16 protein-coding genes are annotated in these 20,700 nt (G+C 58.3%); 12 read left to right on the plus strand and 4 right to left on the minus strand.

Annotated elements, in window-relative coordinates:
• Entirely contained in the window at positions 1-897 is an 897-nt protein-coding gene (locus tag RQI55_RS18155) for a methyltransferase domain-containing protein (protein ID WP_042616997.1), read from the minus strand.
• Positions 898-958: 61 nt separating this feature from the next.
• On the opposite strand from RQI55_RS18155, the gene RQI55_RS18160 reads away from it, so the two are divergent.
• From RQI55_RS18160 to RQI55_RS18175, 4 genes are read left to right on the plus strand one after another with little or no spacing between them, the layout of a single operon-like run.
• Entirely contained in the window at positions 959-1,735 is a 777-nt protein-coding gene (locus RQI55_RS18160; protein ID WP_042616996.1) for a ComF family protein, read from the plus strand.
• Between the two features lie 46 nt (positions 1,736-1,781).
• Positions 1,782-2,036 carry a glutaredoxin 3 gene (gene grxC / locus RQI55_RS18165; RefSeq protein ID WP_042616758.1) on the plus strand — a complete coding sequence of 85 codons (255 nt, stop codon included), beginning with the start codon at positions 1,782-1,784 and terminating at the stop codon, positions 2,034-2,036.
• A 48-nt stretch (positions 2,037-2,084) separates the two neighbouring features.
• Positions 2,085-2,945 (plus strand): carbon-nitrogen hydrolase family protein, encoded by an 861-nt coding sequence (locus RQI55_RS18170; protein ID WP_192065962.1) that lies wholly within the window; start codon positions 2,085-2,087, stop codon positions 2,943-2,945.
• The gene (locus RQI55_RS18175) at positions 2,942-3,370 is read left to right on the plus strand and encodes a DUF1178 family protein (RefSeq protein ID WP_042616756.1); all 429 of its coding nucleotides are present in this window, start codon (positions 2,942-2,944) and stop codon (positions 3,368-3,370) included. Before RQI55_RS18170 ends, RQI55_RS18175 begins: the two co-directional genes overlap by 4 nt.
• A 7-nt stretch (positions 3,371-3,377) precedes the next feature.
• Here RQI55_RS18175 and ubiG read toward each other — a convergent pair whose 3' ends face one another.
• A complete protein-coding gene (gene ubiG / locus RQI55_RS18180) occupies positions 3,378-4,124 on the minus strand; it encodes a bifunctional 2-polyprenyl-6-hydroxyphenol methylase/3-demethylubiquinol 3-O-methyltransferase UbiG (RefSeq protein WP_311273096.1) in 747 nt (248 codons plus the stop codon).
• Between the two features lie 209 nt (positions 4,125-4,333).
• Between ubiG and RQI55_RS18185 the strand changes: the two genes are divergently transcribed.
• Entirely contained in the window at positions 4,334-5,197 is an 864-nt protein-coding gene (locus tag RQI55_RS18185) for an SH3 domain-containing protein (protein WP_082249837.1), read from the plus strand.
• Between the two features lie 64 nt (positions 5,198-5,261).
• Here the strand turns inward: RQI55_RS18185 and RQI55_RS18190 are convergent, their stop codons facing one another.
• Complete coding sequence (locus RQI55_RS18190) at positions 5,262-7,097, minus strand: DEAD/DEAH box helicase (protein ID WP_042616754.1); 1,836 nt, start codon at positions 7,095-7,097, stop codon at positions 5,262-5,264.
• Positions 7,098-7,452: 355 nt separating this feature from the next.
• Between RQI55_RS18190 and RQI55_RS18195 the strand changes: the two genes are divergently transcribed.
• The 7 genes from RQI55_RS18195 to clpB all read left to right on the plus strand — a co-directional run bounded on the left by RQI55_RS18195 (position 7,453) and on the right by clpB (position 18,297).
• On the plus strand, positions 7,453-8,730 hold the full coding sequence (locus tag RQI55_RS18195) for an aspartate kinase (protein WP_042616753.1): 1,278 nt from the start codon (positions 7,453-7,455) through the stop codon (positions 8,728-8,730).
• Positions 8,731-8,898: 168 nt separating this feature from the next.
• Positions 8,899-11,166, plus strand: a complete 2,268-nt coding sequence (gene ptsP, locus RQI55_RS18200) for a phosphoenolpyruvate--protein phosphotransferase (RefSeq protein ID WP_042616752.1) — start codon at positions 8,899-8,901, stop codon at positions 11,164-11,166.
• A 29-nt stretch (positions 11,167-11,195) separates the two neighbouring features.
• Positions 11,196-12,275, plus strand: a complete 1,080-nt coding sequence (gene prfA / locus RQI55_RS18205) for a peptide chain release factor 1 (RefSeq protein ID WP_042616751.1) — start codon at positions 11,196-11,198, stop codon at positions 12,273-12,275.
• Complete coding sequence (prmC, locus tag RQI55_RS18210) at positions 12,272-13,135, plus strand: peptide chain release factor N(5)-glutamine methyltransferase (RefSeq protein WP_042616750.1); 864 nt, start codon at positions 12,272-12,274, stop codon at positions 13,133-13,135. Before prfA ends, prmC begins: the two co-directional genes overlap by 4 nt.
• A gap of 383 nt (positions 13,136-13,518) precedes the next feature.
• Positions 13,519-14,406 (plus strand): DUF4167 domain-containing protein, encoded by an 888-nt coding sequence (locus RQI55_RS18215; protein WP_042616749.1) that lies wholly within the window; start codon positions 13,519-13,521, stop codon positions 14,404-14,406.
• A 380-nt stretch (positions 14,407-14,786) separates the two neighbouring features.
• Positions 14,787-15,221, plus strand: coding sequence for a hypothetical protein (locus RQI55_RS18220; protein WP_311273097.1), 435 nt, complete (start codon positions 14,787-14,789; stop codon positions 15,219-15,221).
• Between the two features lie 457 nt (positions 15,222-15,678).
• Complete coding sequence (gene clpB, locus RQI55_RS18225; RefSeq protein ID WP_042616747.1) at positions 15,679-18,297, plus strand: ATP-dependent chaperone ClpB; 2,619 nt, start codon at positions 15,679-15,681, stop codon at positions 18,295-18,297.
• Between the two features lie 64 nt (positions 18,298-18,361).
• Here clpB and RQI55_RS18230 read toward each other — a convergent pair whose 3' ends face one another.
• On the minus strand, positions 18,362-20,299 hold the full coding sequence (locus tag RQI55_RS18230; protein WP_042616746.1) for a M23 family metallopeptidase: 1,938 nt from the start codon (positions 20,297-20,299) through the stop codon (positions 18,362-18,364).
• Between the last annotated feature and the right edge of the window lie 401 nt (positions 20,300-20,700).

Raw genomic sequence — 20,700 nt, forward strand, 5'->3', positions numbered from 1 at the left:
CTATTCGTCACCGCGCTTCGGCAGCTTGATTTCGGTTGTTTTCAACGCATCGGCCAGCCGTGTCTTGGCAGAGCCGGGTCTCAGTGGCTTCTGCTGGCTCTCATGCGGGGCCCATCCCGATACGAAGATGATCGAGAATGTCGCGCGGATGCGGCCATCGGGATCACTGTATCTTTCCGCATATAATTCCGCTGCGCGCATCAAAAAACTGCGGTTCAGCGGTCTTTTGCTGCGTCCCATCATCGGATTGGCCATGCCCATGGCGCGCAGGTCACGCATCAGCGGCAGGATGGAATCGTAGCGCACCGTATAGGTTTCCGTATCCGTCACCGGCAGCGCAAAGCCCGCCCGCTGCAACAGGGCGCCAACATCGCGCACATCGGCAAAGGGTATGACACGGGGGCTTGCGCCGCCGCTCATCTCCGCCTCGGTCGATAGCAGAACATCACGCAATTCCTGCAAAGTGCCAGCACCGGGAATGGCGGCCATGAAAAGCCCGTCGGGCTTCAGGGCGCGGCGGATCTGGATCAGGGTGCCCGGCGTGTCGTTGGTGAGATGCAGGCTGAGCGGCGAAACCACCAGATTTTGCGATTGCGGCTCAAGCGGCAGATGCTCGATGGGTGCCACCAGCATCTGCTCATCGCCGTCTGCGAAAGCCGCATCGATCTCAACGCGGCTGACGCTCCCGACCTTGCCGGTTTCCAGTAGGCGTTTGGCCGTTATGCCTGTCGCGCCATGCAGCTCCACGGCATTGTCGAAATGCCGTTCGATAATGGCGATGCGGTCGGCGAGTTCATCCGCTGTTATATCCAGCAGAAACGCAGCTTTGTCATCGCGGGAGCGCCAGGCGCGCATGCGGTTCTTTTCGATCAAGCCTGTGTCAAAAACGATATCCATGCCGTCATCCATCCAAATTTTGCTATCGCAAAGGCACCCGTTCGGGCCTATTGTCAACCTCATGGTCCAGTGGGAAAAGCCTGTTGCAAGCGATGCCGGGGTGGGTGTGCTGCGCGCCGTCTGGCGTGCGGTGGCCGATCTCGTCTATCCTCCATCCTGCGTGGGGTGTGGCTGCAAGACCAGACAGGGCGGTGCCCTGTGCCCGATCTGCTGGGTGGACGTTCAGTTCATCGAGCGGCCCTATTGCGAGGTGCTCGGCATTCCCTTTGCGCGTGACCACGGCCCCGGAATCCTGTGCGCCCAGGCGGTTGCTGAACCGCCGCCCTTTGAGCGCCTGCGTGCAGCCACGGTGCATGATGGCCCCGCCCGAAAGCTCGTCCATCAGCTCAAATATATGGATCGCACCGACCTTGCGCAACTCATGGCGCGCTGGATGCTGCGCGCCAGCGACGGCGCGGTTGCAGGCTGTGACTGCATCGTACCGGTGCCACTGCACAGGCGACGCTTCCTCGCGCGCCGCTTCAATCAGTCTGCCGAGCTTGCCCGGCATGTGTCTGTTCTCGCCAACAAGCCTCTTGTCGCATCTGCCCTTGTCCGCATCAAACCGACCAGCCGGCAGGTCGGCCTTTCGGCGCGGGCGCGCAAGAAAAATGTGCGCGGTGCCTTTGCCATTGCGCCGGGCCGCGAGTCCGACTTCGTGGGCAAGCGCGTTGTTCTGGTGGATGATGTCTACACCACAGGAGCCACGGTTGCAGCCGCTGCACGCCGCCTGAAGAAGGCAGGTGCCCGCGACGTCACCGTTTTGACCTTTGCAATGGCGATTTCCGGTCCTATATGAAACGTCAGAACATGTGGTTTTATCAAGAGTGCAAGGACCGATAACAATGGCATCCGTCACGATTTACACACGCGATCTCTGCGGCTTTTGCGCCCGCGCCAAGTCTCTTCTGCAGAGCAAGGGCGTTGCCTTCACCGAGTACAATGCCACCGAAAACCCTGATTATCGACAGGAAATGATGGATAAATCCGGTCGCAACACTTTCCCGCAAATCTTCATCGGTGAAAACCATGTCGGCGGCTGTGACGATCTTCACGCGCTGGACCGCGATGGCAAGCTCGATCCGCTTCTGGCCGCCTAAGACAAGCGCGATATTCCAATAAAAAGACGTGAAAAAGGGACCGAACAGATGAGCTTCAGGGCCGCAGCAATCCAGATGTGCTCAGGCACAGACCCCAAGACCAACGCCGCGGCAATGGAACGCCTCATTCGTGAAGCGGCGGAGCAGGGCGCTGTCTATGTTCAGACACCTGAGATGACCGGTGCGATCCAGAAGGACCGCGATGCTCTGCGCGCATGCCTGAAAGACGAGAAGGGCGATATCATTGTGCTCACGGCGGCAAAGCTTGCGCGTGAACTCGGCATTTACGTCCATGTCGGCTCGACCGCCATCGCCCGCACCGATGGTAAGATCGCCAATCGCGGCTTCCTGTTTGCGCCCGATGGCGAGCGCATCTGCACCTATGACAAGATCCATATGTTCGATGTGGATCTGGACAATGGCGAGAGCTGGCGCGAAAGCTCGGCCTATGAACCGGGCACGGAAGCGCGCGTCGCAGACCTTCCGCTTGCCAAATTCGGCTTTGCCATCTGCTACGACGTGCGCTTCCCGGCACTGTTTCGGGCCGAAGCACTAGCGGGAGCCGAAATTCTGACGGTGCCTGCCGCCTTCACAAAGCAGACGGGACAAGCCCATTGGGAAGTCCTGCTGCGCGCCCGCGCTATCGAAAACGGTGCCTTCGTCATCGCGGCGGCGCAAGCCGGCACGCATGAGGATGGCCGCGAAACCTTCGGCCACTCGATGGTCATCGATCCCTGGGGCAATGTGCTGGCGTCAGCCGGTGGCGAGGGGGAAGAGATCGTCTATGCCGACATCGATCCATCCGCTGTGGCGGGTGCACGCGCCAAGATCCCCAATCTGAAAAACGCCCGGGATTTCAACCTCGATACGGTCATCAACACCGTCATTGCAGGGGCGGGCGCGCAGTGATCCGCTACGCGCTCAATTGCGAACAGGCCCATGAGTTTGAGGGCTGGTTTTCCGGTAGCGCGGATTTTGACGGCCAGCTTCAACGCGGGCTGGTCACCTGCCCTGTGTGCGGCTCACCGAAAGTCGGCAAGATGCTGATGGCACCCTCTGTTTCCACGGCCCGAGAACGGGAGCAAACGCGCACTTTGGCCATGGATACGGCGCAGAAACAGGCTTTCGCCAAGATCAAGGAAACGCTCGCCAGCATCCGCGCCAATGCGGAAGATGTGGGCGATAAATTTCCCGAGGAAGCCCGCAAGATCCATTACGGCGAAAAGGAAGAGCGTGGCATCATCGGGCAGGCCTCGCCGCAGGAAGCCAAGGCGCTGATAGAGGAAGGCATCGCCGTTGCGCCGCTGCCCGTCCTGCCGGATGATGTGAACTGAGGCGTCGTCACGCCGGGCGCTTGGCCAGAACCATGTAGTTCACGTCCATGTCGGGTGACAGGTTCCAGCGATCCTGCAACAGATTGTAGAACACGCCCGTGCGGTGAATGATATGCATACCGTTGGCGACGACAGGCTTTTCCAGTTCGTCCGGGCGCACCAGCTTTTCATATTGGTGGGTTCCGCGCGGCAGCCAGCGAAGCACGTTTTCAGCTGCAAAAATCGCCAGCGCCCGCGCTTTCAGCGTTCTGTTGATGGTGGCTGCAAACATCAGCCCACCGGGCCGCACCATCTTCGTGCAGGTCGAGATGAACAGGTCGACATCGGCCACATGCTCAACCACCTCCATGTTGAGAATAATGTCGAAGGTCTCGCCAGCCTCAAACAGCTGTTCGGCTGTCACGGCGCGGTAATCAACCTCAACATTGTTTTCGCGTGCGTGGGTGGAAGCGATACCGATGTTCTTTTCCGATGGGTCGGCTCCCACCACATTGGCGCCCATGCGTGCCAAGGGCTCAGATAGAAGGCCGCCACCGCAGCCAATATCGAGCACGCGCAAACCTTCGAGCGGGCGATGCGCTTTGGGGTCACGCCCAAAATTCTCGCAGGCGCGGTTGCGAATATAGTCGAGTCGCACGGGGTTGAACTTGTGCAGCGGACGGAATTTTCCCGTCGGGCTCCACCACTCCGCAGCCATGGCTGAAAACCGGTCCACTTCACTCTGGTCGACGGTGGTCTTTGCGGCTTCGCTCATGGTGTGCTCCTTCTTGTCCTGCCTCCTGAAGTCGGATGCCTGACCCTCGAAGTCAAGGGGGTGGGGGCTGCTGCGCCCTGTTGTCGCGGGCCAAAGGAACCGATTTCACGGGATTTCCGTTTCATGCTGCGTTCATCATCGGGCGCGTATTTTCACACGGTTGAATGCCTGTAACGGCGACCAAGCCTTTTGCTTGAGGGAGAATGAACGTGAAGAAGAAACTGTTTGGGGCTTTTGCGCTGCTCGCGCTTGTCGCCGCCCCGGCACTCGCGCAAGCGGCGACACAAGGCTTTTCCACCGCTAACGTCAATATGCGTTCTGGTCCCAGCACCGCCTATCCAGCTGTTGTCGTCATTCCCAATGGCGCACCGCTGACAATCCACGGCTGCCTGTCTGATACACCATGGTGTGACGTATCGTTCAGCTATGGCCGTGGCTGGGTTGCCGGACGTTATGTTCAGGCCATCTATCGCCAGAACCGCGTCTACGTCGAGCCACGTTATTACCGTGACCTCGGCGTGCCCGTCATCACCTTTGAAGCCGGACGCTACTGGGACAGATATTACCGCGACCGCGATTTCTATCGTGAACGTGACCGTTGGCGTCGCCCCGCCGGTGGCGGATACTGGACTGCACCGCCGCCACCACGCGGTGGCTATGATCGTCCGCGTCCACCACGCGACGAATGGCGTGATCAGCGAGACCGTGACCCACGCGGTCGTGGTCCAAATGATGGCCGCTGGGAAGAGCGCTACGGCGACTGGAACCAGAACGACCGCCCACGCCCGCCACGCGATAATGATCGCCCGCGCTGGGATAACGACAATCGCGACCGCGATCGTGACCGCCCACGGTGGGACAATGACAATCGTGACCGCGACCGCAACAGAGACCGCGACATGAACAGAGACCGGGATATGAACCGGGATCAGAACCGCGACGCGATCGACCAGCGCCGTCAAAATGACGAAGGCAGCCGTCGTCCTGGTGTCAATCAGCCGCCACGGCCACCCGAGGGTGGTCAGCAGTTTGGCTGCATCATCGGCTCTCCGGGCTGCGAAGCCCCTCGATAAGATCGATAGTTGAAAACGAAAAAACCCGGCGGATCATATCCGCCGGGTTTTTGTTTAGGTGCGATCATTTTTTCTTTGGAGCGCGCTTTTCAAAAGGCTTGTCTTTCTTGCCTTCGAACTTCGCTGGTCTGTCACCAGCGGGCGCCTTCTTCTTCCAAGGCTTGTCTTCCGTGCGGCGTTCACCGCTCGGTGCTGGCTTGGCGTCGAATTTCTTCTGCGCTCTTGGCGGGCGCGTGTCTTCACGGTTGGCACCCGTCATATCGGGCTTGCCGTCCATGGCCTTCACGCGAATGCCTTTTTCCAGCATCATGTCCTTGCCAAGCGCAGATGTGAAGCGCTCAACCGCGTCGGCGGCCAACTCCACATAGGTCTCGGTCTGCTGCATGCGGATCGCGCCAATATCCTGACGTGTCAGCTTGCCAAAGCGGCACAGCATTGGAATGAGCCAGCGTGGCTCGGCATTCTGCTTGCGGCCAACAGACAGCGTAAACCAGCCGCTGTCGGAAAAGTCGGAACGATCCCGGCGTGGCTCGTTATTTTCAACGGTTTCGAAACCGTCGCGGCGTGGCTTGCGGCTACCATCCAGCGAAACTTCGGCAATGTCCTCAGGTGCGGAACGACCCGCATGGTAAAGACGCACGAAAGCGGCGGCGACCTTTTCGGCGCCGTGCTGTTCCAGCAGCTTGTTGACGAAATCGCGCTCGTCATCACCAACATTTTCCATCAGCGAAGCGTCGGCCAGAAGGCGTTCGCCATCGCGTTCGGTAATCTCTTCGGCAGATGGTGGGCGAACCCAGGCCGGGCTGACCTTGGCACCTTCGAGAAGGCGCTCGGCCTTGCGGCGCTGGCTCATCGGCACCACGATGGCGCTGATACCCTTCTGTCCGGCACGGCCAGTACGGCCTGAGCGGTGCAGAAGCGTATCGGAATTGGTCGGTAGATCGGCATGGATAACCAATTCGAGGCCGGGCAGATCGATACCGCGAGCAGCAACGTCTGTCGCCACGCAAACGCGGGCACGGCCATCGCGCATGGCCTGCAGCGCATGTGTGCGCTCGTTCTGGCTCAATTCGCCAGACAGTGCCACGACGGAGAAGCCGCGATTGTTCAGGCGGGCAGTCAGATGGTTGACGGCGGCGCGGGTGGAGCAGAACACGATGGCATTGCGGGCTTCATAAAAGCGCAGCGCATTGATGATGGCGTTCTCGCGGTCGGATGGTGAAACCACCATGGCGCGGTATTCGATATCGACGTGCTGCTTCTGCTCGGATGTCGTTGCAACGCGCACGGCATTCTTCTGGTAGCTTTCGGCAAGCTTCGCAATCGAGCGCGAAACCGTGGCCGAGAACATCAGCGTGCGGCGCTCCGCTGGCGATTCTTCCAGAATGAATTCCAGATCTTCGCGGAAACCAAGGTCGAGCATTTCGTCGGCCTCATCCAGCACCACGGCGCGAATGGACGAAAGGTCCAGCGCCTTGCGCTTGATGTGGTCGCAAAGACGACCGGGTGTGCCAACGATGATGTGGGCACCGCGTTCCAGCGTGCGGCGCTCGGCGCGGATATCCATTCCGCCAACGCAAGACGCAATGGAAACGCCAGTGAACTCGTAAAGCCATTCCAGCTCGCGCTTCACCTGCATCGCAAGTTCGCGGGTTGGGGCAATGGCGATGCCGAGTGGCGCACCGGCGGGGCCGAAGCGGCCGTTCTTCTGCAGCAATGTCGATGCAATGGCCATGCCGAAGGCAACGGTCTTGCCAGAGCCCGTCTGGGCGGAAACAAGCGCGTCCTGTCCTTCCAGTTCAGGCGCAAGCATCGCCTTCTGAACAGGTGTCAAATCTTTATAGCCGCGTTTTTCCAACGCCTGTGCAATCGCCGGGGCGATACCCTGGGTTTCTGTCATATACCGTCTTTCGGATATTGGGCTGCCTGCATCCGCTTGAAACCATTAGATGATAAGGGTTATAAAGCAGCCGATACGGGCCATTTCGGCCATTCAGCCAGTTGTAATTGACGCGCTCATACTGGAAATGTTGACGTTTGTACAGGCCACAGCGGTACGGTTGACGCATTGAAACACGCCTGTCGGGTCGCAGCGCCTCTTCAAAGGCGTACCGCACAGTCCATAAACGGCATTGCGTGGGCCATGCCTTTTCGATATGAGACCGGCAACTTGAGGCTTTTTTAAACGAAAAGCCGGCTGGGTTGTGCTCTTGTCCGCTGCATCTGGCGGCAAATTGGGATGGTACTGGTCAACTATGGCTCGCATTGTCATGAAATTCGGCGGCACGTCCGTCGCAAATCTCGAACGCATTCATAATGTCGCGCGGCATGTGAAACGTGAGGTGGATGCTGGCCATGAAGTGGCCGTTGTCGTGTCCGCCATGTCCGGCAAAACCAACGAGTTGGTGGACTGGGTTCAGAACACGCCGAAGGTCGCCGGTTCCAAGGAAACGTCCTTTTACGATGCGCGGGAATATGATGCGATCGTGGCCTCGGGTGAGCAGGTCACATCCGGTCTTCTGGCCATCGCCTTGCAGTCCATGGGCATCAATGCCCGCTCATGGCAGGGCTGGCAGATCCCGATCCGCACCGACAACGCCCATGGCGCCGCCCGCATTCTCGATATTGATGGCTCTGATATCGTTCGCCGCATGGGCGAAGGTCAGGTGGCCGTTGTTGCCGGTTTCCAGGGCCTCGGCCCGGATAACCGCATTGCGACGCTTGGTCGTGGCGGCTCCGATACGTCGGCTGTTGCCATCGCCGCTGCCGTCAAGGCAGACCGTTGCGATATCTATACCGATGTCGATGGCGTCTACACCACCGATCCACGCATCGTGCCGAAGGCGCGCCGCCTGAAGAAGGTGGCATTTGAAGAAATGCTGGAAATGGCGTCACTTGGCGCGAAGGTTCTGCAGGTTCGCTCGGTCGAGCTTGCCATGGTGCACAAGGTTCGCACCTTCGTGCGCTCCAGTTTCGAGGATCCTGATGCTCCGGGCATGGGTGACCTTATCAATCCGCCCGGTACTTTGATTTGTGACGAGGAAGAAATCGTGGAACAGGAAGTCGTAACCGGCATCGCCTATGCCAAGGATGAAGCACAAATCTCGCTGCGCCGCTTGTCAGATCGGCCGGGTGTTTCTGCTGCCATTTTCGGACCTTTGGCTGAAGCCCATATCAATGTCGACATGATCGTGCAGAACATCTCTGAAGATGGCTCGCGCACCGACATGACCTTTACCGTGCCATCGGGCGATATGCCCAAGGCCATCAAGGTTCTGGAAGACAACAAGACGCAGATCGGTTTTGACGTCGTTCAGAGCGAGACGGGTCTGGCCAAGGTGTCGGTCATCGGCATCGGCATGCGCAGCCATGCGGGTGTTGCTGCAAGCGCTTTCAAGGCACTTGCTGAAAAAAACATCAACATCAAGGCCATCACAACATCGGAAATCAAGATTTCCATTCTTATTGACGGTGCCTACGCGGAACTTGCAGTTCGTACTTTGCATTCTGCTTACGGTCTGGATAAGAGTTGATTCTGTAACGTCGATACACGTCATCCGATTCTTTTGTTGATGATGACGTGTTGACGTTGCATCGACTGCGCATCCCTGCCGTCCGGCTTGCTGTGCAGGCTTTGTTTTGGTGGATCCTTTCATGCGGGTCGTCTTGGCGCGCATGCGAAGGTGTCAGGGAGCACCGCAATGAGAGACCTTTCTGCAGGTCCACGCGTTCTTCTCAAGCGGCTTCGCGAGATGATGGCGGAGCACCTTGAGCCACAGGAACGCCTCGACCAGATCGTTCGGCAAATCGCCAGCAACATGGTGGCGGAGGTGTGCTCCGTCTATGTTCTGCGCTCCGACAGCGTGCTCGAGCTTTACGCCACCGAAGGTCTGAACAAGGATGCCGTGCATCTTGCCCAGCTGAAAATGGGGCAAGGTCTTGTCGGCACCATCGCCGCATCGGCCCAGCCGCTCAATCTTTCCGATGCGCAGGCGCATCCTGCATTCCGCTATCTCCCTGAAACGGGTGAAGAAATTTATCATTCCTTCCTGGGCGTGCCGATTTTGAGATCCGGTCGCACTCTTGGCGTTCTTGTCGTTCAGAACAAGACCAGCCGAACATACCGGGAGGACGAAGTTGAAGCGCTTGAAACAACCGCAATGCTCATTGCGGAGATTGTGGCGAGCGGTGAATTGAAAAAAATCACCCGCCCCGGCGTGGAACTGGACCTGACACGGGCCGTCTCCATCAAAGGCGATGCCTATGGCGAAGGCATTGGCCTTGGTCACGTTGTTCTGCATGATCCCCGCATCGTCGTTACCAATCTTCTCAATGAAGATGCCGAAATGGAAACCCGCCGCCTAGCGGAAGCCATCGGCTCTCTTCGCCTGTCCATTGATGACATGCTCCAGCGCCGCGATGTCGCCACCGAAGGCGAGCACCGCGAGGTTTTGGAAACATACCGCATGTTTGCCCATGATCAGGGCTGGGTGCGGCGCATGGAAGAGGCCATCCGCAACGGTCTGACGGCGGAAGCCGCTGTGGAGAAGGTCCAGAGCGATACCAAGGCGCGCATGATGCGCCTGACCGATCCCTATCTGCGCGAGCGGATGCATGATTTCGACGATCTTGCCAACCGTCTGTTGCGTCAGTTGATGGGCTTTGGCATTCGTGGTCCGGAACAGGATTTCCCGGCGGATGCTATCGTTCTCGCCCGCGCCATGGGTGCGGCGGAACTTTTGGATTACCCGCGTGAAAAACTTCGCGGTCTCGTTCTGGAAGACGGCGCGGTCACCAGCCACGTCGTCATCGTGGCGCGTGCCATGGGCATCCCCATCATCGGGCAGGCAGCGGGCATCGTCGCGCTCGCGGAAAACAACGACCCCATCATCATCGATGGTGATGACGGACAGGTGCATCTTCGCCCCGTCGCCGATTTGCAGCGTGCCTATGAGGAAAAGGTTCGTCTGCGAGCCAAGCGTCAGGAGCAATTCCGGGCGCTGCGCGATGTCGAACCTGTGACCAAGGACGGTGTCCGGGTCGATCTGAAGATGAATGCCGGACTGCTGGTCGATCTGCCGCAGCTGGAAGAATCCGGTGCTGACGGTATCGGCCTGTTCCGCACCGAGCTGCAGTTCATGATCGCATCGAACATGCCGAAGGGCGAGGAGCAGGAAGCCTTCTATCGTAGCGTTTTGCGCAACGCCAAGGGCAAGCCGGTCACCTTCCGCACGCTGGATATTGGCGGCGATAAGGTCGTCTCCTATATGCGCGGCCAGGAAGAGGAAAACCCGGCTCTCGGCTGGCGCGCCATCCGTCTTTCGCTGGATCGCCCCGGCCTGATGCGCACGCAGATGCGCGCTCTTTTGCGTGCGGCGTCTGGTGCTGAATTGCGCATCATGCTGCCCATGATCACGGAAGTGGCCGAAATTCGCGCCGCCCGTGAGCTGTTCCAGAAGGAAGTGCAGCACCTGTCGAAATTCGGCCATTCTCTGCCGCGCAAGCTGCAATTCGGCGCCATGCTCGAAGTGCCCTCATTGATGTGGCAGCTGGATGAGCTGATGTCGGAGGTCGATTTCGTCTCGGTCGGCTCCAACGACCTTTTCCAGTTCACCATGGCGGTGGATCGCGGCAATGCCCGCGTGTCGGATCGCTTCGATAATCTCGGCAAACCCTTCCTGCGTATTCTGCGCGATATCGTGCGCGCCGGAGACCGCAACAACACCAAGGTCACGCTGTGCGGAGAGATGGCGAGCAAGCCGCTTTCCGCCATGGCACTGATCGGCCTTGGCTTCCGCTCCATCTCCATGTCTCCCACATCCATCGGCCCGGTGAAGGCCATGTTGCTGGGGCTGGATGTCGGACTGTTGTCTGAGGAGCTGGAAGCGGCGCTGGACGATCAAAAGTCAGTGGAAAGTCCGCGCCAGCTGCTTTTGCGCTTTGCCGCGACCCATTCTATCCCTATCTGAGAACCAACAGAAATTGGAGTGCGTGACAGGTGGCTAAGCTCCCCGTCGAAAAAATGCGTGAGCTTGAGCGTCGTTTCGGTGAAATCGAAGCGCGCATGGCATCCGGCCCTGCGGCAGATGTCTATGTGAAGCTAGCGTCGGAATACTCGGAATTGCAGCCGGTCGTCAAAACCATCCGCGAATACGAAAAGGCGCTTGCCGAAACAGCTGATCTGGAAGCGATTGCCGCCGATAGATCCAGCGACAAGGACATGCGCGATCTCGCCGAAGCCGAGCTTCCCGAGCTGCAAGCCCAGATCGAGCAGCTTGAGAAGGACATGCAAATCCTTCTTCTGCCCAAGGATGCTGCCGACGAGAAAAGCGCCATCGTTGAAATTCGCGCTGGCACCGGCGGTTCGGAAGCGGCGCTTTTCGCGGGCGATCTGTTTCGCATGTATGAACGCTTCTCAAGCACCAAGGGCTGGAAGGTGGAAATTCTCTCTGCCAGCGAAGGCGAAGCAGGCGGCTACAAGGAAATCATCGCGACGATTACCGGGCGCGGTGTGTTTTCCAAGCTGAAATTCGAATCCGGCGTTCACCGCGTCCAACGCGTGCCGGATACCGAGGCCAGCGGGCGCATTCACACCTCTGCGGCAACCGTCGCCGTTCTGCCGGAAGCCGAAGAGATCGACATCGAAATCCGCCCCGACGATATCCGCATCGATACGATGCGCGCATCCGGCGCCGGTGGCCAGCACGTCAACACCACGGACTCCGCTGTTCGCATCACCCACCTGCCAACGGGGTTGATCGTCACCAGTTCGGAAAAGTCGCAGCACCAGAACCGCGCCAAGGCCATGCAGGTTCTGCGCTCGCGCCTTTACGATATCGAGCGTCAGAAGGTCGATAGCGAACGGTCTGCAGACCGAAAGAGCCAGGTGGGTTCGGGCGATCGCTCCGAGCGCATTCGCACCTATAACTTCCCGCAGGGGCGCGTGACTGATCACCGCATCAACCTCACGCTCTATAAGCTGGACCGCATGATCGAAGGCGATATCGATGAGATGGTCGATGCGCTGATTGCCGATTATCAGGCCGGTCAGCTCGCCCAGCTTGGCGAACAGCAGTGACGAAGCCCGTCAGCACGCTCGTTGCAGAGGTGCGCAAACGCCTGGAAACAGCAGGTGTTGCCGATCCCGTGACGGATACGAGGCTGCTGATCGGTAGCGTCATCGGCTTTTCGTTGACGGATTTCGTGCTGAATGGCGCCCGCATCGTAAGTGATGGCGAGGCAGCAAAGATCGAAACCATGGTTGTGCGCCGCGAGACGGGTGAGCCCGTCCACCGCATTCTCGGCCACCGGGAATTTTACGGTCTGGACCTCATCCTGTCATCTGGCACGCTGGAGCCAAGGCCGGATACGGAAGTGCTGGTCGATGCGCTTCTTCCGCACCTTCGCCGCATCGCCGTGCAAAAAGGGCAGGCGCGGGTTCTGGATATGGGAATCGGTACCGGTGCCATTTGCCTGGCGCTTCTGCACGAATGCCCGGAGGCATCGGGTGTCGGCAGCGATATTTCCCGCGATGCGATTGAAACGGCAGAAAAGAATGCGGTGCGGCATGGCCTGAGCACGCGTTTCAAGACCGTGGAAAGCGATTGGTTCGCGAATATTTCCGGGCGCTTTGACATCATCGTGTCGAATCCGCCCTATATTAAAAGCGCAGACATCGAAACGCTTGATCGCGATGTGCGCAATTTCGATCCCATGGCAGCGCTTGACGGTGGGGCGGATGGTCTTTTCCCATACCGTGTTATCGCTGAAAAAGCGGTGGATTATCTTGATGTTGGCGGTTTGATCGGGCTGGAAATCGGCTATGATCAGAAGGTGGATGTGATCGCCATTTTTGCAGGCTACGGATATTCCTGTGTGGAGGCAGTGAAGGATTACGGCAGCAACGACCGCGTTTTGCTCTTTTCCAGGCACGATTGACTGTCACGATGATGGTTATGTGCATGGATATTTTGCACAGCGAAAGAAAAGGCTTGGATTTCGAAAGGAAGCGGGCTAGTTTGCCCGCAACATGTTGGGTGGCTGAGGGCGAATTTAGATTCGCTGGGTTTTGATCAGTCCCGAAGCGGGTTTTTGTGGAAACCCTGAAGGCTGGGCATTCCCGGCATGTGATTCAGGAAACTTTGTTCGCAGGCAGCTCGATGCAGCATTTGCGCATCCGGGCATTAAACGCGAAGTCTTGGCCTTTTGGTGCACGTCGCGTAATGGGAGCAATTTCGGAAAACCGTACTTTGATATGCGTCCATCCGTCATTGTATCGTAACAACGAAATTATCAGAAAACAGAATTCAGGTGAGCAATTGATGAGGCCAGGACAGCAAAACAAGCGCGGCCGGGGGCGTGGTAGCAATAACAATGGCGGCGGCGGCGGTGGCAGCAGCGGTAGCAACAACAATAATAACTTCAATCGCAAGGGCGGCAATCCGCTCACGAGAAGCTATGACAGTTCTGGCCCTGATGTTAAGATTCGTGGCACCGCCCAGCACATAGCCGAGAAATATTCCACGCTCGCACGTGATGCCCAAAGCTCTGGCGACCGCGTTATGGCTGAAAACTATTTGCAGCACGCCGAACACTATAACCGTATCATTGCTTCGGCGCAGGCCCAGATGCAGGAACGCTTCCAGCGCGATGAGCGCGGCGAGTTCCAGCAGGAACGCGACGGCGACGATATGGATGGCGATGACAATGATGACGTCATTGTTTCCATGCCCGGCCAGCATGATCAGCAGGACCAGCAGCGCGCCCAGCGCAACGATCAGCCACAGCGCAATGATCAGGCCCAGCGTAACGACCAGCAAGAGCGTCAGGATCGCCCTGAAAGGCAGGAGCGCCCTGAGCGCGCCGAGCGTCAGGACCGCGGTGAACGCCGTGATCGTCGCGAGCGCCCCGCCCGGCCGGAACGCCAGCCCCGCGAGGAGCAGGAGGAGGTGGCTGCAGCGCCAGTTGCCGCACCCGTTTACGACGCAAGCTCTGCACCTCAGCCGGTCATCGAGGGTACGCCCAAGGAAGTAGCGGTCGAAGAGGAAGCGCAGGTTAACGCAACTGCGACGGAACGCGCACCGCGTCGTGCTCGCAGCGCCACGCCTCGCCCCCGTCGCCCACGCCGCACGGCTGGTGAAGACGGTGAAGCGGCGCCTGAAGGTGGCGAAGGCGGCGACGCCCCAACGCTGGAAAATGCTGGCGAATAAGCCAACTGACCCTTCTAAGTCATAAGTTTGAAAAACCCCGGTTCGCCGGGGTTTTTTCGTTTTCGGCGGTGAGATTGCGCATCTGAAAATAAACCCGTTGCAAAACAATGACTTATTCAAAAACACCGAAAAATCGATCTGCACTTTCTCAATGACGGGCGAATCGGCAGCACAATGCCCCCGTTCCGCCCTCGGATACACCGCAAGGCGTTGCGGCGAGGCGGAACCGGCGCTGGTGATGTTGAGGCTACGCAACCTTTCATCGCCGGGGTCTGGCAGCGATCTCCCCGGTGGTAACGGGTGAGGGGATAGCGCCGGTTTCGGACCGGCTGGCGCAATTTACTCCATGTTCGATCCGGCCTGACGCTTGCGCGTTGCGAATGCCTGACGGGTTCGTAAAGCGTCTGCGTCAGTCCGGTTTGTGCGCCACCGGGCGTACCGACAGCCCTCCGCCTATGGTCGAACGCGACCGGATGGCGGAACGGCGAAAGTTAGGCGGTACACAGGAACACGCTGCATCTGCCCTGTGCCAGAGATGGTGCGGACGGATCGTGAGGGACAGCATCGGCCAACAGCCTGTGTTTCACCTTGCGGAAAACGGATCGCCTTGGGTCCGCGCCTTGATCAATCGGCGCGGATTTCAGGCGAGGGAAGGTGTGGCCGAACTGGCAGGCGGTATCTTCAGGGATGCCGCCGCCCGGTATGGGAAGGGTTGGACCTTGGTCATGTCCGACCGGTTTTCGGGCAAGGTTCGCCCTCGCCATCCGGGAACAGCCAGCCATGGCAAGAGATCGTGGGCGGACACAAACCGCTGAACGGGGCGCTGAAAGGTGCCAATACTAAACTACCCTACGAGGCAACTTCCAGCGCCCCGTCCGACATACCCATGGCCTCAAATGGCGATGGTCACAATTGAGAAGATCAAGCCACGGGCAAAACATGCCGCGTGAACGGCGAAGCTTGGCCAAAGGGATTTCGGGGACTTTATAAGAGCGTTCGATCGACTTGGTGCTATCGCGTGAAATGCCACTCCCTCTCGTCTAAAAAATCAACGCAAGGCTTCATCCAGCCTCTTTAAACCTGCAAATTCGCGTACCATATCAAGCCTACCAGAACAGCGTGCCAAACCATCGGGCGGCATGTCGTTCAAGGCGATAGAAGCCTCTATATATAAAGGCCTTTTTCGCAGCGGGGCTTGCCGCTTCAGGGAGCCTCAACCCTAACATTCCAAACTGCGCCGAGATCGGGCAGGGCGGTAAAAGGAGTTATGAGATGAATATCGAAAAATATTCCGAACGCGTTCGCGGTTTTCTGCAATCTGCACAGACCTACGCGCTGAACGAAAACCACCAGCAATTTGCAGCCGAGCACGTCCTGAAGGTCCTGCTCGATGATGATCAGGGCATGGCAGCAGCCTTGATTGAGCGCGCCGGTGGCAACGCCAAGGAAGCGCGTCTCGCCAATGACGCGGCTCTTGCCAAATTGCCGAAGGTTTCCGGCGGCAATGGCGGTCTTTCACTGACCGGCCCCCTCGCCAAAGTCTTTTCCACTGCAGAAGACATCGCCAAGAAGGCCGGTGACAGTTTCGTCACGGTTGAGCGTCTTTTGCAGGCTCTTTCCGTTGAAACCTCCGCATCGACCTCCGCCTCCTTGAAAAAGGCTGGCGTGACAGCGCAGGCGCTTAACCAGGTCATCAATGATATCCGCAAGGGCCGCACCGCGGATGGTGCCAATGCCGAACAGGGCTTTGATGCGCTGAAGAAATATGCCCGCGATCTGACCGCCGAAGCGCGGGACGGTCGGCTCGATCCCGTAATCGGTCGCGATGATGAAATTCGTCGCACCATGCAGGTTCTGTCGCGCCGCACCAAGAACAACCCGGTCCTGATCGGTGAGCCCGGCGTCGGCAAAACGGCGATTGCCGAAGGTCTGGCCATTCGCATTATCAATGGCGATGTTCCTGAAAGCCTGAAAGACAAGAAGTTGATGGCGCTGGATATGGGCGCTTTGATTGCCGGTGCGAAATATCGCGGTGAGTTTGAGGAGCGGTTGAAGGCTGTTCTGAACGAAGTTCAGGCGGAAGCTGGCGGCATCATTCTCTTCATCGATGAAATGCACACGCTGGTTGGCGCGGGTAAGGCCGATGGCGCCATGGATGCGTCCAACCTGCTCAAGCCGGCACTTGCGCGCGGCGAGCTTCATTGCGTCGGCGCCACCACGCTGGATGAGTATCGCAAGCACGTTGAAAAAGACCCGGCTCTGGCCCGTCGCTTCCAGCCTGTCATCGTCAGCGAACCGACGGTCGAGGACACGATTTCGATCCTGCGCGGTTTGAAGGAAAAATACGAGCAACATCACAAGGTCCGCATCTCCGATTCGGCTCTGGTGGCCGCTGCAACCCTCTCCAACCGCTACATCACCGACCGCTTCTTGCCAGATAAGGCCATCGATCTCATGGACGAAGCCGCATCGCGTCTTCGCATGCAGGTGGATTCAAAGCCCGAGGAGCTGGACGAACTGGATCGCCGGATCATTCAGCTGAAGATCGAACGTGAGGCCTTGAAGCAGGAAACGGATGCCTCATCTGCGGATCGCCTGAAAAGGCTGGAAGACGAGCTGGCCGACACGGAAGAAAAGGCCGATGCGCTGACGGCCCGTTGGCAGGCCGAAAAGCAGAAGCTTGGCCATGCTGCCGACCTCAAGAAGCAGCTGGATGAAGCACGCAATGAGTTAGCAACCGCCCAGCGCAATGGACAGTTCCAGCGCGCCGGTGAGTTGACCTATGGCATCATTCCGGGTCTGGAAAAGCAACTGGCAACGGCAGAACAGCATGATAGCAGCGGTGCTGCATCCATGGTTCAGGAAGTGGTGACGGCTGATAATATCGCCCATGTCATCTCACGCTGGACCGGCATCCCTGTCGACAGAATGCTGGAAGGTCAGCGCGAAAAGCTTCTTCGCATGGAAGATGATCTGGCAAAATCCGTGGTCGGTCAGGGTGAGGCGGTTCAGGCTGTTTCCAGAGCTGTGCGCCGTTCGCGTGCCGGTCTGCAGGATCCCAACCGTCCAATCGGCTCGTTCATCTTCCTCGGACCAACCGGTGTGGGCAAGACCGAGCTGACGAAGGCTTTGGCGCGGTTCCTCTTTGATGACGAGACGGCCATGGTGCGCCTCGACATGTCGGAATATATGGAGAAACACTCGGTCGCCCGACTCATCGGCGCACCTCCCGGCTATGTCGGCTATGAGGAAGGCGGCGCGTTGACGGAAGCCATTCGTCGGCGTCCCTATCAGGTCGTTCTGTTCGACGAGATTGAAAAGGCGCATCCTGATGTCTTCAACGTTCTGTTGCAGGTGCTGGATGATGGCCGTCTGACCGATGGTCAGGGCCGCACCGTCGATTTCAAGAACACCATCATCATCATGACCTCGAACCTCGGTTCGGAGTTCCTGACGCAGATGGGCGATAATGACGATGTGGATTCGGTCCGCGAACTGGTCATGGAGCGTGTCCGCGGGCATTTCCGGCCGGAATTCCTCAACCGCATCGATGACATCATCCTGTTCCATCGCCTGCACCGCAATGAAATGGGCGCGATCGTCGAAATCCAGCTGCACCGTCTGGTGGCGCTGCTCAGCGACCGCAAGATTGTGCTGGAACTGGATGAAGACGCCCGCAACTGGCTGGCCGACAAGGGTTACGACCCCGCCTACGGTGCCCGGCCGCTGAAGCGCGTCATCCAGAAAAACGTGCAGGATCGCCTGGCCGAGCTCATCCTCAACGGCGAGATCCCGGATGGCTCCCGCGTCAAGGTAACATCCGGCCCAGACAGGCTGCTGTTCAACATCAAGCCCCTGCTGCCAAATGTCGAAACCGCAGACGCGGCATGACGAAAGAAAAAGGGCTCCTGCAAGGGAGCCCTTTTTATGTGTGCTGATCTAGATGGAAATGGTGCTAGCGGCTCGCAACCTGATCAGGCTTGGTCTCGATATTCAGCAGCGTATCGATACGGCGGCGCTCATCAGAAAAACGAGCTAGTGCTTCGCCGGAGAGCGATTTTCCACCCGGCAGGCGCACCTTCATCGCATCGACCTTCGTACCATTGACGATCAACTCGTAATGCAGATGCGCACCGGTCGAAAGACCAGTCGATCCGACATAGCCGATCACCTGGCCCTGCGTGACGCGGGCCCCTTCAGTTACGCCCTTGGCGATGGCATTCTGGTGATTATATGAGGACACATATCCATTCGCATGGCGGATCAGCGTCTGGTTTCCATAGCCGGAAGCCCAGCCTGCTTTTTCGACCACACCATTGCCGGTCGCAATAATCGGTGTCCCGCGCGGTGCGGCCCAATCTGTGCCGGTATGCATACGGCTGAATCGTAGGACAGGGTGACGGCGCATGCCGAAACCTGATGTCATGCGACCGTTCGGAACCGGATTGCGGATGAGGAACTGGCGAATGCTTTTGCCTTGCCCGTCGAAATAATCGACGCTGCCATCATCGGAGTTCTGGAAGCGGTAAAACCGCGTTTCATTGTCGCCAAATTTGGCATTGACGTAGAGCAACTCGGACTGATCGGTCGCTTTTCCATCCGGCCCTTGGACTGAGAAGAACGCCTCAAGGGAATCGGTTGGCTTCAACTGCGCCTGGAAATCGACGCTGCTTGCCAGAAGCTTTACCAGTTGCGCAACCATCGTCTGGTTCATGCCATAGGTGAGAGCCGCCCGGTAAACACCGTCGTAAACCCTCGGCAAATCGCGGTTGGCGGTCAAAGGTGCATTGCTGCTGTCAAATGCGGTGGCAACGGCATCCAGATGCGGTGGCTCGCTGGCCCTTACGAACTTATGGCTATCATTTGTCGCGACCGTCATCATATGCCGACCCTTGCGATAGAGGGTGGCCCTCACAATGTCGCTTTTCTCTTCGCTCTGCAGAATACCGATCCGAAGCACGTCGCCGGGCTCCACATTCGAGGCGCCATTCTCAGCACCCAGCACCGCAGCTGTCTGCTTGGCCTGCTCCTTCGAGTAACCAGCGCCGAAAAGCGCTTCCTCCATCGTCTCGGCCTGCCGGACCGGGATGACGTCATCAGCATATTCCTGAAATTTGACAGTTGCCGCCTGCGGCGTGGAGACAGACATGTTCTGCTCGACCACACGTGCGGCAAGCCCGGCAGTCACATCCACATCCTCTGTCGCCTCAAAGCGGCGCGGGTCGATGTAATAAAGTGCGGAAAGCTGCTCATTACCGTCGGTCAACATCGAACCGTTGGACCGAACTGCCTCTTCGACCTCATCGAAGCTCATCGAACCCGCAAAGGCAAATGGACTGTCCTTGGTTGGAAACGCCACAGTCTTCAGGCTGACCTCGGACTCTACTTCAGACCCGTAGATCGTCCCGGTCCGGCTTGCGGCAGGAGACGCATCCTCATTCGTCGCGAATATATTCAGCGGATCAAACGGAGGATAATCCTCCTGATTGTTGTAATTGGCAGCAAGTGCGATCTTCACATGGGAAAACGGTACTTTGCGCACCACTTCCTTGTCTCCATCATGAATGACGGTCGAAACTTCCATCACCGAACGGTCCGAAGGGCGCGCCGCTATATTCTGCCCAATAAGACGCGTACCGCGGCGCACGGTCTCGGATGCATCCTGTTCCATATCCGCCCGCGCAAAAGCTTCGGCTGGAATGGCAAGCTGCTGCCGCCCGTCGAGCGCTGCAAACAGGGCAACGCCCATAAGGATGGAAGAAGTGATGCCAGTGAGAAAGGTGCCGCTCAACCAGCGCAGGGAGATTTCACGACGATCAGGAGCACGCCGACCCTCCGCCAGAATAGGCGGTTCGGTTCCAAGCGAGCGGATCATGTCTCGATCCGTCATCATGCCTGTCGCGACCAGTCGTTCATTCGATCTCCAGAAACGCTCAAGTCGAAGATGTGCAACTTTCAAAGACTGGAGTCAAACGGGAGCGACGTAGCCCGAACCGTGTTCCCCGCCTTTATAGTGACAGCTTCGATTTGTCTCGGGATAGGCCGCGCTAATGTCCAAAACGTGGCGGCCATCATTGGAATGATTGTCGGCCGGACCTTATGACGATCTTTATGATGCAAAACGCAGGGAATTTGGGTGTCCAAACTGTCCACATATACAAAAACCGAAAATACCCCAGCAGAACCAGACACTTACTGATTTTCTGTATTTTCTCTCAAGCCTGCTGTTGACTTGTTTGGGGTGTGTCCTCTATAAGTCCGCTCACTGACGAGGGCGGCGGCGCTGCTAGCGAC

Origin of the sequence: Rhizobium sp. WCS2018Hpa-16, assembly GCF_031843705.1 — a bacterium.
In the GTDB taxonomy this organism is placed as follows: domain Bacteria; phylum Pseudomonadota; class Alphaproteobacteria; order Rhizobiales; family Rhizobiaceae; genus Agrobacterium; species Agrobacterium tumefaciens_C.